Origin of the sequence: Pseudomonas mangiferae (assembly GCF_007109405.1) — a bacterium.
In the GTDB taxonomy this organism is placed as follows: domain Bacteria; phylum Pseudomonadota; class Gammaproteobacteria; order Pseudomonadales; family Pseudomonadaceae; genus Pseudomonas_T; species Pseudomonas_T mangiferae.
The window spans coordinates 86,065-100,081 of sequence record NZ_VJOY01000001.1 but is presented as its reverse complement, the minus strand read 5'-3'; the positions used below and the strand labels follow the sequence as shown (position 1 = coordinate 100,081).

The 14,017-nt window shown below is 67.4% G+C and carries 14 protein-coding genes and 1 tRNA gene; 14 read left to right on the top strand and 1 reads right to left on the bottom strand.

Going from position 1 to position 14,017, the window contains the following annotated elements:
- Nucleotides 1-98 precede the first annotated feature (98 nt).
- From FM069_RS00460 to FM069_RS00425, 8 genes are all read left to right on the top strand, one after another.
- Nucleotides 99-1,649: a TolC family protein gene (locus FM069_RS00460; RefSeq protein ID WP_178106621.1), complete on the top strand. Its 1,551-nt coding sequence runs from the start codon at nucleotides 99-101 to the stop codon at nucleotides 1,647-1,649.
- Nucleotides 1,646-2,614 carry an efflux RND transporter periplasmic adaptor subunit gene (locus FM069_RS00455; protein WP_143486159.1) on the top strand — a complete coding sequence of 323 codons (969 nt, stop codon included), beginning with the start codon at nucleotides 1,646-1,648 and terminating at the stop codon, nucleotides 2,612-2,614. Before FM069_RS00460 ends, FM069_RS00455 begins: the two co-directional genes overlap by 4 nt.
- Before the next feature lie 7 nt (nucleotides 2,615-2,621).
- Nucleotides 2,622-3,998, top strand: coding sequence for an HlyD family efflux transporter periplasmic adaptor subunit (locus tag FM069_RS00450; RefSeq protein WP_143486158.1), 1,377 nt, complete (start codon nucleotides 2,622-2,624; stop codon nucleotides 3,996-3,998).
- A 2-nt stretch (nucleotides 3,999-4,000) separates the two neighbouring features.
- Nucleotides 4,001-6,115: a hypothetical protein gene (locus FM069_RS00445; RefSeq protein WP_143486157.1), complete on the top strand. Its 2,115-nt coding sequence runs from the start codon at nucleotides 4,001-4,003 to the stop codon at nucleotides 6,113-6,115.
- A 31-nt stretch (nucleotides 6,116-6,146) separates the two neighbouring features.
- Entirely contained in the window at nucleotides 6,147-7,133 is a 987-nt protein-coding gene (locus FM069_RS00440) for a Bug family tripartite tricarboxylate transporter substrate binding protein (RefSeq protein ID WP_143486156.1), read from the top strand.
- A gap of 75 nt (nucleotides 7,134-7,208) precedes the next feature.
- Nucleotides 7,209-8,186 carry a Bug family tripartite tricarboxylate transporter substrate binding protein gene (locus tag FM069_RS00435; RefSeq protein WP_143486155.1) on the top strand — a complete coding sequence of 326 codons (978 nt, stop codon included), beginning with the start codon at nucleotides 7,209-7,211 and terminating at the stop codon, nucleotides 8,184-8,186.
- Between the two features lie 79 nt (nucleotides 8,187-8,265).
- Nucleotides 8,266-9,249, top strand: coding sequence for a Bug family tripartite tricarboxylate transporter substrate binding protein (locus FM069_RS00430; protein ID WP_143486154.1), 984 nt, complete (start codon nucleotides 8,266-8,268; stop codon nucleotides 9,247-9,249).
- A 366-nt stretch (nucleotides 9,250-9,615) separates the two neighbouring features.
- The gene (locus tag FM069_RS00425) at nucleotides 9,616-10,056 is read left to right on the top strand and encodes a hypothetical protein (protein WP_178106620.1); all 441 of its coding nucleotides are present in this window, start codon (nucleotides 9,616-9,618) and stop codon (nucleotides 10,054-10,056) included.
- A gap of 555 nt (nucleotides 10,057-10,611) precedes the next feature.
- On the opposite strand, the gene FM069_RS00420 is transcribed toward FM069_RS00425, so the two are convergent.
- Nucleotides 10,612-10,699, bottom strand: a tRNA-Ser gene (locus FM069_RS00420).
- Nucleotides 10,700-10,827: 128 nt separating this feature from the next.
- Between FM069_RS00420 and FM069_RS00415 the strand changes: the two genes are divergently transcribed.
- From FM069_RS00415 to FM069_RS00390, 6 genes are all read left to right on the top strand, one after another.
- Entirely contained in the window at nucleotides 10,828-11,496 is a 669-nt protein-coding gene (locus FM069_RS00415; protein ID WP_143486153.1) for a Bax inhibitor-1/YccA family protein, read from the top strand.
- 99 nt (nucleotides 11,497-11,595) lie between these two features.
- The gene (gene tusD, locus FM069_RS00410) at nucleotides 11,596-11,988 is read left to right on the top strand and encodes a sulfurtransferase complex subunit TusD (RefSeq protein WP_143486152.1); all 393 of its coding nucleotides are present in this window, start codon (nucleotides 11,596-11,598) and stop codon (nucleotides 11,986-11,988) included.
- Complete coding sequence (gene tusC / locus FM069_RS00405; protein WP_143486151.1) at nucleotides 11,989-12,348, top strand: sulfurtransferase complex subunit TusC; 360 nt, start codon at nucleotides 11,989-11,991, stop codon at nucleotides 12,346-12,348. It abuts the gene before it with no gap.
- Nucleotides 12,348-12,653, top strand: coding sequence for a sulfurtransferase complex subunit TusB (gene tusB / locus FM069_RS00400; RefSeq protein ID WP_143486150.1), 306 nt, complete (start codon nucleotides 12,348-12,350; stop codon nucleotides 12,651-12,653). The genes tusC and tusB overlap by 1 nt, the downstream gene beginning before the upstream one ends.
- Nucleotides 12,650-12,985, top strand: a complete 336-nt coding sequence (locus FM069_RS00395) for a TusE/DsrC/DsvC family sulfur relay protein (RefSeq protein WP_143486149.1) — start codon at nucleotides 12,650-12,652, stop codon at nucleotides 12,983-12,985. The genes tusB and FM069_RS00395 overlap by 4 nt, the downstream gene beginning before the upstream one ends.
- A complete protein-coding gene (locus tag FM069_RS00390) occupies nucleotides 12,982-13,971 on the top strand; it encodes a glycosyl transferase family protein (protein WP_143486148.1) in 990 nt (329 codons plus the stop codon). The genes FM069_RS00395 and FM069_RS00390 overlap by 4 nt, the downstream gene beginning before the upstream one ends.
- The last annotated feature ends 46 nt before the right edge of the window (nucleotides 13,972-14,017 follow it).

The following is a 14,017-nucleotide window of genomic DNA, read 5'->3' as shown; positions in this document are numbered from 1 at the left end:
CCAGGGACATCGAGGTAATCGTCACGCCTGACCCATTTCGATCGCGGGGAATGACTGATCCCCGATCAAGTGACCGTTACCTGCACGTGGAAGAGCTTATGGAAGAGAACTCTCGTACTCCCGCACATTGCCTGTCGGGCTCGACCGCCCTCTTGATCCTGGTGTGCAGTCTCGGCCTGAGCGGCTGCGCCATCGAGCCGACACCGCTCGATGCCGTTGGCGAGGCCATGGATCAAAAGGCCAAGCTCGAGGCGACTATGGCCGCCGAAGAGCCCGTCACAGGGCCCATCTCCCTGTACGAAGCCATGGCCCGCGCGCTCAAGTACAACCTCGACCAGAAGATCGAACTGATGGACGAGGACTTCCGCCAGAAGCAACTGGCCCTCAGCAGCACCGGCATGCTGCCCACCATCGCCGCGTCCTTCGGCTACAACGGTCGTAACAACGAGGCCGGCTCCAGTAGCCGCTCGTTGTTGTCCGGACGCCAGTCCCTGGAACCCTCCACCTCCACCGATCGGCACAGCACCAATGCCGACGTGACCGCCAGCTGGGACGTCCTCGACTTCGGCCTTTCCTATGTGCGCAGCCTGCAGGCGGCGGACGAGAAACTCATCGCCGCCGAGCGCCGGCGCAAGGTGATCAACCGGATTCAGGAAGACGTGCGCACGGCCTACTGGCGCGCGGTGAGCGCCGACCGCACCTACAAGGAGCTGGTCGCCCTGGAGGCCATGGCACAGAAGGCCCTGCTGCAGACCCAGGAGCTGGAGAAGCGGCGCCTGGTGCCACCCATGGTGGTACTCGCCTACCAGCGCGACCTGCTGCAGGTCCAGGGCGACGTGCAGAAGCTGGAACGGGAGCTGTCCCTGGCGAAGAACCAGTTGGCGGCGCTGATCAACCTCAAGCCCGACGCCCGCTACTCCCTGGTGCTGCCGGACCGTACCGACGTGGTGCCGGAACTGCCCGGCTCGGCTGACGAGATGGTCATGGTGGGCCTGCGCTACCGCTCCGAGTTGCGCGAGGGGGCCTACCGCCAGCGCATCAGCCAGAACGAGATGAAGGCCGCGCTGATCCGCTCGATGCCTAGCCTGAGAGCAGTGCTGGGGGTGAACTACGACTCCAACAGCTACCTGTACAACGACAAGTGGGTGAGCTACAGCGGGCAGATCAGCTGGAACCTGATGAACGTCTTCCGCTACCCCATGGAAAAGGAAGCGCTGCAGGCCGAAGAGAAGGTCATCGAGCAGCGCCAGCTGGCCCTGACCCTGGCGGTGATGACCCAGATCCACATCGCGCGTATCCGCTTCATCCGCTTCTCCCAGGAGTTGGGCATCGTGCGCGACGCTCAGGAAGTCCAGGAACGCATCGCCAACCTGTCCCGGGGCGGTTTCCAGGCCAAGACCGTGAGCCAGCAGGACCTGGTGCGGGAAGAGATGAACTCCATCCTGGCCCAGGTCCGCTACGACTCCGCCTACGCCGATGTGCAGAACGCCTACGCCAACCTGTACGCCTCCATGGGCCTGGACAACTTCGATATCGACGTCCAGCCGGATACCTCCATCGCCACCCTCGCCGCCAAGCTGCAGGAACACTGGAGCGAGCGCGCCAACAGCCTTCCCCCCATGCCTGAAAACCGGAGCGCATCCCTATGAGTCACACGCCACTGGCCTTCCATCGCATGGTCTGCCTGAGCCTGGCCCTGGGTTCGTTGCTGCAGGGCTGCGGCCCGTCCCCCGAGCCCGGGAAGACCCCGGGTGCCTCCAGCGCCGAGGTGTCCGTGCATCCGCCGAGCGACGCCCCGGCCCTGGGCGAGGACGGGGCGCCGATCGAACTGGTGCCCTCGGCGACCGCCGCCGAGACCGACACGGCGAATGCGCAAGACCAGGGGCCGGCGGTCGCCACCCCGTCGGACAAGGCCTCGGGCAAGCAGGACGCTGGCGACCCGGCCGAGGGCAATGCGCGGGGCGTGGTGCGCGCCGTGCACGAGGCCACCCTGTCGGCGGGCATGACCGCCCAGGTGCTGAAGATGCCGGTGACCGAAGGTGGGTCGTTCAAGAAGGGCGACCTGCTGGTGGTCTTCGACTGCGAACGCGCCCAGGCCGACCTGCGCGCGGCCGAGGCGGCCATGCAGGTGGAGCAGAAAACCGTCGAGACCAACGAGGAACTGGAGCACTTCAACTCCATCGGCAAGTTCGACCTACTGATCTCCCAATCCAAGCTCAACAAGGCCAAGGCGGAAGCCGAGGCGCTGCGTGCCCAGGTGAAGCAGTGCAAGGTCACCGCGCCCTTCGCCGGCCGCGTCATGGAGCGCATGGCCCATCCCCATGAGTCGGTCTCCGTCAGCCAGCCCCTGCTGCGGATCGTCGACACCGGCGACCTGGAACTGGACGTGATCGTGCCGTCCAAGTGGCTGCAATGGCTCAAGCCTGGCACCCCGTTCTCCTTCAAGGTCGACGAGACCGGCAAGGCCAGCGAGGCGGTGGTGGACCGGCTGCTGCCGGCGGTGGATCCGGTCAGCAAGACGGTGAAGATCATCGGCCGCTTCAACGGCAAGTCCGCTGGCGGCGCCATCCCCGGTATGAGCGGCAGCGCCAGTTTCCGCGGGGCCGGAGCCTGACCGCGCCATGAACGTCAACGTCCAACTGCCCCCGCCGGCCACCGGCGACGCGGACAAGGCCAGCGCCGCGGCGCTGCGCCTGCTGGCCCTGGAGGCGGAGGTCCGCCAGCAGGCGTCGGAACAGGCCCTGTGGTTCCACCTGGTGAATAGCGTCAGGGACCTCGTGCCCTATGGCCAGGCCATGGCCTGGCGCCGCTCGCGCCGTGGCGGCGCGTTCCAGCTGCGGGCGATCTCCGGCCTGCCGGTCGCCGACCGCCACACCCCACTGGCCCGCGCCCTCCAGGCCTGGCTGGCCGAGCAGGATCGCGCGGCCAGGCTGGGGGCGCTCTGGCCGGTCGAGCTGCCGGTCCTTGCCCATGACCCGAAGCAAACGGCCCTGGACGATTTCCCGCTGCGCCACGCTCTGTGGCTGCCGCTGTCGGACCGGCCCGGCGCGGTAAGCGCGGGGGTGCTGTTCCTGCGCAACGCCCCGTTCGAGCCCCGCGAGCAGGCCCTGCTGAAACGCCTGGGCGACACCTACGGCCATGCCTGGCGCGTCTTCGCGCCCCATCGGCGCTGGTACGAGCGCCTGCCACTGACCCGCAAGACCCTGGCCGTGGCGGTGGCGCTGCTGGTGGGCGCGGCGTTCGTGCCGGTGCGGCTGAGCGTGATGGCCCCGGTGGAAGTGATCGCCGACCAGCCCTACATCCTCACCGCTCCGATCAACGGGGTGATCAAGCGGGTGCTGGTGGCGCCCAATACCCCGGTCCAGGCCAGCCAGCCCCTGGTGCAGTTCGAGGACATCCAGCCGCGGAACGAAATGGTCCTCGCCCAGCAACAGCTGGCAGTGGCCGAGGCCCGCGACAACCGCACCTCCGCCGCCGCGTTCAAGGACCCGGAGGCGGCCCACGAGATGGCCATCGCCGCGGCCGAGCACGACCTCGCCCGGGTCAGCTACGACTATGCGGTGGAGGTCCTGCAGCGGACCCTGGTGCGCAGCCCCATCGAGGGGCTGGCGGTGTACAGCGACCGGCGCGACTGGGAAGGCCGCTCGGTGATGGTGGGCGAGGAAATCCTCCAGGTAGCCGACCCGGCGCGGGTCACCTACCGCATCGACCTGTCCACCGGCAACGCCATCGAGCTGGCCCAGGGCAACCCGGTCAGCATCTACCTGGAAAGCGCGCCCTTGGGCGGCCTCAAGGCGCACCTGCAATCGGTCAGCTACACCCCCCACACCACGTCCGCCGGCCTCACCAGCTACACGGTCATCGCCCTGCCCGAGGACGGCGCCCCGCCGCGCATCGGCGCGCGGGGCACCGCGCGGGTCTACGGTGACTACGCCCCCCTGGCATTCCAGCTGCTGCGCCGGCCCATCGCCGTCGTGCGCCAGTACGTGGGGATCTGAGCATGCTCCGCGACGACGCCCTGCTCCCGCCGCTGCGCCAGGAACTGCGCCTGGAACCGGCCGGCGCCAGCCTGGAAGGCAGCCCCCGCTGGCGCCTGTACGACCCGTTGCAGCACCGGTTCTTCCTGATCGGCGAGGCCGACGTCGCCCTGCTCTCCCTCTGGTCCTGCGGCACCATCGGCGCCCTCCGGACGGCCCTGCGCGCACGCCGGGACCGCCTCGACGAAGACGTGCTCGACGGCCTGCTGCGCTTTCTCGGCAACCACCACCTGCTGCTCGCCGGCGGCCCCCAGGCCTACCAGCGGCTGGCGGAGCAGACCGAGCGCCTGCGCGGCCACGGACTGCGGGGCTGGCTCAACCGGCTGATGGCGTTCCGCATGCCCCTGTGGAGCCCCCACGGGCTGATCGAGCGCTGCCTGCCGCTGATGCGGGCCATCGGCCACCGCGGGATCGTCACCGCCTGGGCGATCCTCACCGTGCTGGGCCTGTACCTCACCAGCCGCCAGTGGGACCAGTTCGTCGGCACCTTCAGCGACTTCTTCTCCGTCCAGGGACTGTTCGCCTACGGCTGCGCCCTAATCGTCCTGAAAGTGCTCCACGAACTGGGCCATGCCTATATGGCGGTGATCCGCGGCTGCCGGGTCGGCGCCATGGGCATCTCGATCTTCATGGGCATCCCCATGCTCTACACCGAACTGGGTGACGTGGCCCGGCTCAACGACGGCCGCCAGCGCATGTGGATCGCCGCCGGCGGGGTCATGGCCGAAACCTTCGTCGCCGGCCTGGCGACCCTGGCCTGGGCGGTGTTCCCGGAAGGCACGGTACGCAGCGTGGCCTTCGTGATCGCCACCACCAGTTGGCTGACCAGCCTGCTGATCAACCTCAACCCACTGTCGCGCTTCGACGGCTACTACTTCCTCAGCGACGCGCTGAAGCTGGAGAACCTGCAACCGCGTGCCCTCGCCTACAACCAATGGCTGCTGGGCCGTGTGCTGCTCGGCCCGGTGGAAGCGCCGCCGGAGCCGGTTTCCCGGGGCCGGGCGGCGTTCTTCCTGGCTTACGGCACCCTGGTCTGGGCGTACCAAATCGTCCTCAGTTGCAGCATCGCCTGGTTCGCCTACCGCGCCCTGTTCAAGACTGCCGGCGTGCTGCTCCTGGGCTACGCCCTCTGGCAGTACGTCGGCCTGCGCATCGTCCGCGTCGTGCAGCACGGCTGGTCCCTGCGCCAGGGCGTCACGCCCCGGCGCAGGCTGGGCCTGGGACTGTCGTTGCTGGCGCTGCTGGGGCTGTTCCTGTTGCCCCTGGACCGCCACGTCAGCGTGCCGGCCATGCTCGGCTGGCAGTACGAGACGCCGATCCAGGCGCCGGAAAACGCCCGCATCGAGGACATCCTGGTGCAGCCTGACACCTACGTACGCAAGGGCCAGCTGCTGATGCGCTTCTACTCCCCGGAGCTGGAAAGCAAGCAGGCCACGGCCCGCTCGAACCTGACCATCGCCCGCGAGCGGCTCGACCGCATCGGTGGCGACGCCAAGGATCGCGCCGAGACCATCGTGCTGCGCCAGCAACTGGCCCAGGCCCGCGTCGACCTCGACGGCCTCGCCGCCCGGGCCGCCATGCTGCAGTGGCGGGCGCCGGACGACGGTCTGCTGGTGGACATGCCGGTCAACCTGCAGACCGGCCAGTGGGTGCGGCCCAACGCCATCCTGGGCCGCCTGCTGCACGGGCGGCAGCGCGACGCCTTCGGCTTCGTCAGCGAAAAGGACTTGGGGCGCCTGGACCTGGGCGCCCAGGGCGTGTTTCTCGCCGACGAGCCCAGCCTGCCCAGGTACCCGGTGGCCCTGACGGCGGTGGAGTACAGCGCCAGCGAATTCATCACCCCCGACAGCTTGGCCTCGCGCTACAGCGGGCCGATCGCCACCCAAGCCAACGACGACGGCAAGTCGGTGCCGGTGGTGGCCCAGCACCGGGTCAACTTTCGTGTCGACGGGCCGCCCGGTGAAGGGCTGCCCCAGTCGATACGCGGCGAAATCCAGCTATCGGCCACCGCCCAGAGCCTGGCCGTGCAGACCCTCACGCGCATCTGGCAATTGCTGGTGGCCGAATTGCGGGAGTAACCGTGGCTCATTTTCCTGCAGGTAACCGAACATGATCGACCGCAGAGCTTTTCTCAGGGGGGCAGGCGCGCTGCTCATTGCCAGCGGCCTGCCCCATGCCCGCGCCGACGGCCCGGCGCCGAAAAAGGGCCGCCTGCTGTTCGGCTACCCGTCCGGCGCCATGGGCACCCAGCTGGCCCAGGGCTGCCTGCCGATCCTGGCGGGCCTGGGTATGGACTACCAGTTGGAGAACGTCGACGCGCGCAACACCCGCGAGGCCAGCGAACGGGTGAAGAACGCACCGCCGGACGGCACGGTGCTGTTGCAGGCACAGTCCACCTCCATGTGCCTGCTGCCGAACGTCTACCGCACCCTGGGCTACGACCCGCTGAAGGACTTCGCGCCCCTGGCGACCCTGGGTGAATTTGCCCTGTCCCTGACGGTCGGCGCCCAGGTGCCGGCCCACATCACCACCCTGGCCCAGTATCTGGAGTGGCTGACGGACAACCCCGACTTCCGCGACGTGGGTTTTTCCATCTACGGCTCCCAGGGCCACCTCTCCACCCTGATCCTCGCCCGCGCCAAGGGCGTGACGGTACGCGCCCAGCCCTACCGGGGCTCGACCATGATGATCAACGACCTGTTGAACGGCACCCTGGCGGCGGGCTTCACCGCCGCCGGTAACGGCAACACCTCGCTGTGGAGCAGCGGCAAGCTGCGCTCACTCGGGGTGACCACGGCGAAGCGCCTGGCGTACTGGCCGACCATCCCCACGCTGCTGGAACAGGGCGTCGCCGACATGGACATCAATGCCTGGTTCGCCTGGTACGCACCGGCCGCCACGCCGCCCGGCGTCACCGGGGCGCTGCGGCAGGCCCTCGGCGCCCTGCAGGCCAGCGCGGCCTTCGCCGCCCTGCAGAAACAGTTCCTGCTGACGCCGCTGGTGCTCACCCCGGAGCAGATCGACCAGCGCACCCGCGAGGAAATTGCCCGCTACGGGCAACTGGTGGCCGCCTACGACCTGAACAAGCTGGAATGACCGTGATTCACGCAGCTCCCACCCGCCACGTGGGTGGGTGATCGCAAGAACGCCTGAGCAAGGAGGGCACACCACATGATCGATCGCAGAACGTTTCTGTACCGTACCGGCGCCCTGGCGCTTGGCGCGGCCCTTCCACCCCTGTCGCACGCCGAGGCGGCCACCGGCCGTCTGGTGTTCGGCATTCCCCCGGGCGCCCTCGGCAACAAGCTGGCGGATCGCGCGCTGGAAATCCTCTCCAACCGCTTCGAGATGGACTATCGGCTGGACATCATCTCCGACCGCAACACCCTGGAAGCCACGGAGCAGGTGAAGCGGTCGCCGGCGGACGGGGCCACCCTGCTGCAGGTCCAGTCCAGCTCGATGGTGCTGTTCCCCAGCATGTACCGCTCGCTGAGCTACGACCCGCTGGAAGACTTCACGCCCCTGGCACTGATGGGCGACTACATCTACACGCTGACCCTGGGCCCGGCGGTGCCGGCCCATATCAACACCCTTACCGGCTACCTGGACTGGGTGGAGAAGAACCCCGACTTCCGCGATATCGGCTATTCGCTGTACGGCTCCCAGGGCCACGTGGCGGCCCTGGTGCTGATGCACAGCAGGGCCTACGCGCTGATGCCGCAGCCCTACAGCGCGGTGAAGTCCATGGCGGCGGACATGCACAACCAGACCCTGGCGGCCAGCATCATGGTGGCCGGTAACAACGTCGTATTCGGCGGCGAAGGCTTTCGCCCCATCGCAGTGACCGGCAGCCAGCGCCAGGAAGTCTGGCCCGACACGCCCACCTTCCGCGAAGAAGGCCTGACCGACCTGGACGTCACCGGCTGGTACGGCTGGTTCGCCCCCGCCGGCCTGCCCGAGGCCACGGCCCGCTCCCTGCGCGAAAAGATCAAGGGCATGCAGGCCACGCCAGAGTTCAAGGAGATGCAGAAACACCTGCTGCTGTCCCAGGTCTGGCTGGAGCCGGAGCAGATAAAGGAACGCATGCGCCAGGAAATCTCCGCCTACGAACAGCTGGTGCACGGCTACAACCTCAGCCTGATCGACTGATCCATTGGCGAAGAACCCAGGAACGCCACTCGACACCCACGGGGGCAAGCCGTCACTGCCACCCGGCAAGGAGCACGTCATGTACGATCGCAGATCCTTTCTATGCCGCACCGCCCTGCTCGCCCTCGGCGCCGTGCTTCCAGGGGCCTTGCGGGCGCAGACCCCGAGCGCCCCCGGTCGGCTGCTTTACGGCCTCCCGGCCGGAGCCACCGGCCACAAATTGGCCAGTGGCGCGCTGGACATCCTGGCCAAACAGCTCAACACCGAATATCAGCTCGAAATCAACGAAGCCCGTGAAAGCCGGGAGGCCTCCGAAACGGTGAAAGGTGCGCCACCGGACGGGGCCACCCTGCTCCAGGTGCAATCGGGCTCCATGGTGATGCATCCCAACCTCTACAGCTCGCTCAACTACGATCCGCTGAATGACTTCACCCCCCTGGCGCTGCTGGGGGACTTCCCCTATTCCCTGACCCTTGGCCCGGCAGTGCCGGCCAGCGTGGTCACCCTCACCCATTACCTGGACTGGGTCGCGGAGAACCCCGAGTACCGCGACATCGGCTTCTCCCTGTACGGTTCCCAGGCCCACCTGGTGAGTCTGGTGCTGGCGCGCAACAAGGAAATCGCCTTGCGGCCGCAGCCCTACAAGGCGGTCAAGCCCCTGGTGCACGACCTGCACACCGGAACCCTGGCGGCCGCCGTCACCGTCGCGGGCAACAACGCGGTGCTGGGACGCGGGCAACTGCGTTCGCTGGCGGTCACCGGCAACCAGCGGCTCAAGGGCTGGCCCACCACCCCCACCTTCGCCGAAGAAGGCGTGAACGGCATGGACATCATCGGCTGGTATGGCTGGTTCGCTCCCGCCCACCTGCCCACCGGCATCGCCAAGGACCTGCGGGACAAGATCCACGCCATGCAGGCCACCGCCGAATTCGCCCATCTGCAGGATGAGCTGCTGCTGAACCAGGTGGACATGGAGCCGGCCGACATCCGCGAGCGCATGCGCCAGGAAATCGCCGTCTACGGCAAGATGGTGCAGACCTACGGGATCAGCCAGATCGTGTGAGGGCCAATGGACCAGCGCGGCGTAGGTCCGGCTTCGTCAAGAAGCCGCGCGGGTGACGCGACCGCCGCCCCGCCATTGGCGCCACCGCAATGCAGCGGGGCCAGGTCGCCCAGTGCAATGAAATCGGGTCTTCGAGACCTCGATGGCCGCACTCCTGGCCCCAGGCATGTCCGACCGCGGCCAACGGCACGCCTTGGGTGGGTGATTGCACGTCGACCGAACGGGCCGGTACGCCAGGCGTGCTCCAAGGCGTGTCACCGCACCGTTCGAAGCGCTCACTTCGGCACCATGACTTTCGGTCGAGCACGCCAGCGCCGCCACTTTTTTGTACCCTGGCAGGCCATTTTCTAACTAGGAACCCGAGATATGCTGAAGACACTCAACGGACTGGCCCTGACCCTCGGCCTTCTGGTGATGGCGCCTACCTTCGCCGCCAGCGAAAGCGAGCGCCCACCCATCGGCGACAAGGTGATGGCCTACAGCGGCCAGCAGGGCCTGAAGGTCTGGACCCTGCGCATCGGCGAACGCTCGGCCAACCAGGCCCTGGTGCAGATCGGCGGCATCGACCACGATTGGAACATGCGCATCCAGAAGATGGACGTGGAGAAGACCGCGAAAGACGCCCGCTACTCCACGGACGTGAACGGCACGAAATTCGTCGTGCTGATCCTGCGTGGCGACCGCGGCGAACTCCACCTGCCAGGGGAAAACCAGGACCTGGCGCTCGGCTACGACGACGCCCTGTCCCGGGAAGGCAATGCCGAATACTTCCTCACCGATTACCTGCAGCAACCCGCGGCAAAGTGAGCCCTGGCGCACTACCCGTGCAGTTGAAGTGAGAGTGGTCTGGCGGCGGGGACTTCACAAGAAGTACCCGCCCGCATCTGGCGCACGATGCGATGCCCGCTTGGCGGGTTCACAGAGACGTGACGCGTCCCTCCAACGCAAGAGGCTCCGTCAATCGGTCCGGCGAATGTCGCTCTCGCCAACACGTCCCAAGGCGCTCTACGTAATGGACGCAACGTTCCTGGCTTCGCACATCTACCCAACGGGCCGGTTCGCGAGAAACACCGCCACTGCAATCGCGTTGAAAAGGGACTTAGGCACGGCTCTCGGATCACGGGTTTCAGTTCTGAAACCCGTCTCTGCCATCCGAAACATCGGTGGCGGCAGCCCACCGCTTGATCACCCGCCCCTGGAGCAGCAAGAAGATTGGCATGGCGTGAAAGCGATCCCGGCATGCCAAGAAGTGAAGCCACAGAAGCGATTTCAGAATGTGCTTGGAGCGATCACCGCACACGGAACTGGCGCCACACAAACGAAAAAGCCCTGTCGGGACAGGGCTTTGGCAGCAGCGCTAGATGGCGGAGGCGGTGAGATTCGAACTCACGGACCTGTTACAGTCGACGGTTTTCAAGACCGTTGCCTTAAACCACTCGGCCACACCTCCGCGGATGCGGGCCGCCATACTACCCGAACGCAACACCCTGTCAAACTCTCGCGGTTGGCAGGTCGGATGCCTTTGTTACCATGCCCCGGACCGGTCCGTGGACCGCTTATCGTTTCAGGAGAGAAACCATGCAAGATCGCGACTTCGCATTGAATCCTGCGCAGGCCGAGCAGCAGCAAGTCAGCGGCGTTCTGCGCAACACCTACGGCCTCCTCGCCCTTACCCTGGGCTTCAGCGCCCTCGTCGCCTACGTCTCCCAGCAGCTGCGTCTGCCGGCGCCGAACCTGCTGGTGCTGTTCGGCGGGTTCTACGGCCTGCTGATCCTCACCACCAAGCTGCGCAATTCCGCTTGGGGCCTGCTTTCCACCTTCGCCCTGACCGGCTTCCTCGGTTATACCCTGGGCCCGATCCTGAACCGCTACCTGGGCATGGCCAACGGTGGCGAACTGATCGCTTCTGCCCTGGGGATGACCGCCCTGGCATTCCTCAGCCTGTCGGCGTACGCGCTGACCACCCGCAAGGACATGAGCTTCCTCTCGGGCTTCATCACCGTGGGCGCGGTGGTACTGATGGTGGGCGTAGTGGCGTCGATCTTCCTCCCCATCAGCGGCCTGCACCTGGTCCTCAGCGGGGGCTTCGTACTGTTCTCCTCCGCGGTGATCCTGTACCAGACCAGCGCGATCATCCATGGCGGCGAGCGCAACTACATCCTCGCCACCATCAGCCTGTACGTGTCGATCTACAACATGTTCATCAGTCTGTTGCAGATTCTCGGGGTGGTCAGCAGCAACGACTGACCTCCCGGCACGACCAGAAGCCCGCCCTCCGGCGGGCTTTTCGTTTCTATGAGCGGCCGTTGGCTTTATCATCCGCCCATCCCGTTCTCGCGACCCGCCATGAAATTCGCCATCGCCCTGTTCGCCGCGCCCCACTCGCCCGCTTCGCGCCGCGCGCTTCGCTTCGCCGAGGCGGTGCTGGCCGGTGGACACGAGATCGTGCGGGTCTTTCTGTACCAGGACGGTGTGCACAGCGCCTCGGCGAATGCTGTTGCGCCCCAGGATGAGCGCGACATCACCGCTGACTGGCAGCGCTTCGTCGAGCGGCATGGGCTCGATGGCGTGGTGTGCATCGCCGCCGCGCTGCGCCGGGGCGTGCTGGATACCGACGAGGCGCGTCGCTATGGCCGCCCGGCGGCCAACCTGGCACCGGGCTGGCAGTTGTCCGGGCTCGGCCAATTGCACGAAGCGGTGCAGACCGCGGACCGCCTGGTCTGCTTCGGAGGTCCCTGAATGGCCCGCTCGCTGCTAATCGTCAGCCGCCAGGCGCCCTGGTCCGGCCCCCATGCGCGCGAAGCGCTGGACATGGCGCTCGCCGGAGGCGCCTACGACCTGCCCATTGCCCTGTTGTTTCTCGACGATGGCGTATTCCAACTGCAGCGCGGCCAGCAGCCCGGCGCCTTGGAGCAGAAGGACCTGGGCGCCAATCTCCAGGCATTGCCGCTGTTCGGCGTCGAGTCCCTCTACGCTTGCCGCCACAGCCTGCAGACCCGTGGCTTGGCCGAGGACACACTCCTGCTCCCGGTCCAGGTACTGGACGCTCCCGGCCTGCGCGAGCTGCTGGATGCCCACGACGAAGTGGTGACGATCTGATGGCAACCCTGCACCTGCTCAGCCACTCCCCGTTCAGTGACGAACGCTTCGCCAGCTGCTTGCGCTTGTTGGGCGAGCGGGACGGCCTGCTGCTCAGCGGCGATGCGGTCCATGCGCTGCAACCCGGCACGGCGCCCCGGGATGCCCTGGAACGGTTGCCCGCGTCCGTCGCCCTCCTGGTCCTGGAAGACGACCTGAACGCCCGCGGGCTGAGCGATCGGCAACCCGCGCGTGCCCGGGTCATCGACTATCCCGGCTTCGTCGATGCCTGCCTGCAATACGCCAAGGTGAACAGCTGGTTATGAATGACCGCCCCCTCGACCCGCAGGCCCTGGCGCTGGACGGCGACGGCTACCTGCTGCGCTTGGACGACTGGACGCCCGCGGTTGCCGAGGCCCTGGCGCGCAACGAGGGGCTCGACCTGCAGCCCGAGCACTGGGAAATCCTTGAGGCGCTGCGGGCGTTCTACCGGGAATTCCAGCTGTCGCCGGCCACCCGCCCCCTGGTTCGCTACATCGCCCAGGCCCTCGGCCCGGACAAGGGCAACAGCGCCCACCTCAACCGCCTGTTCAAGGGCACGCCCGCCAAGCTGGCCGCCAAGCTGGCCGGCCTGCCCAAGCCGACTAACTGCCTATGACCGATTCCCAGACCCCTGCCGAACACCCCTTCGCCCTCTACGTGCGCACCCTGGGCAAGGGCAAGCGCGGTGCTCGCGGCCTGACGCGCGAGGAGGCCCGCGACGCTTTGGGCCAGGTGCTGGATGGCCGGGTGGAAGACGTCCAGCTCGGCGCGTTCCTGATGCTCCTGCGACACAAGGAGGAAAGCGCCGAGGAGCTGGCCGGGTTCTGCGAAGCGGTTCGGGCCCGGATACCGGTCCCGACCGGCCTGCGGGTGGACCTGGACTGGCCCAGCTACGCCGGCAAGAAGCGTCACCTGCCCTGGTACCTGCTGACCGTGAAGGCGCTGGCCGGGGATGGCGTCAGGGTCCTGATGCACGGGGCCGGCGCCCACACCGCCGGACGCCTCTACAGCGAGGCCCTGCTGGACACCCTGGCCATCCCCCGTTGTGCATCCTGGCAGGCGGTGGGCGAAGCATTGGATGCCGGCCAGCCAGCCTTCCTGCCCCTGGTGGCATGGATGCCGGCCCTGCAGCGAATGATCGACCTGCGCAACCTGCTGGGCCTGCGCTCCCCCATCCACTCCCTGGCCCGGCTGCTCAACCCGGCCGCGGCTCGTTGCGGCCTGCAGAGCATCTTCCACCCGGGCTACCAGGCCGTTCACCGGGACGCCAGTCGCCTGCTGGGCGACCGCGCGGTGGTGATCAAGGGCGAAGGCGGCGAGATCGAGGTCAACCCAGATGCTCCCTGCATCCTCGCCGGAACGGCTGATGGGCTGGACTGGGACGAAGCGTGGCCGGCCCTGGCCGCCCAGCGACGGGTCAAGCCGGAGCGCCTGGACCCGCAGCACCTGCTGGCGGTGTGGCGTGGCACGGCCCATGACGCCTACGGCGAAGAGGCCGTGCTGTCGACCCTGGCGCTGGCGTTTCGCGCCCTGGGTGAACCCCGCGAGGCGGCATTCGAGCATGCCCATCGGTGCTGGGAACGACGCGACCGCGCTCACTGAAGCGAACCCCTGCGCCACCGCGCTGCTCCAAGCGATCATGAGCCGC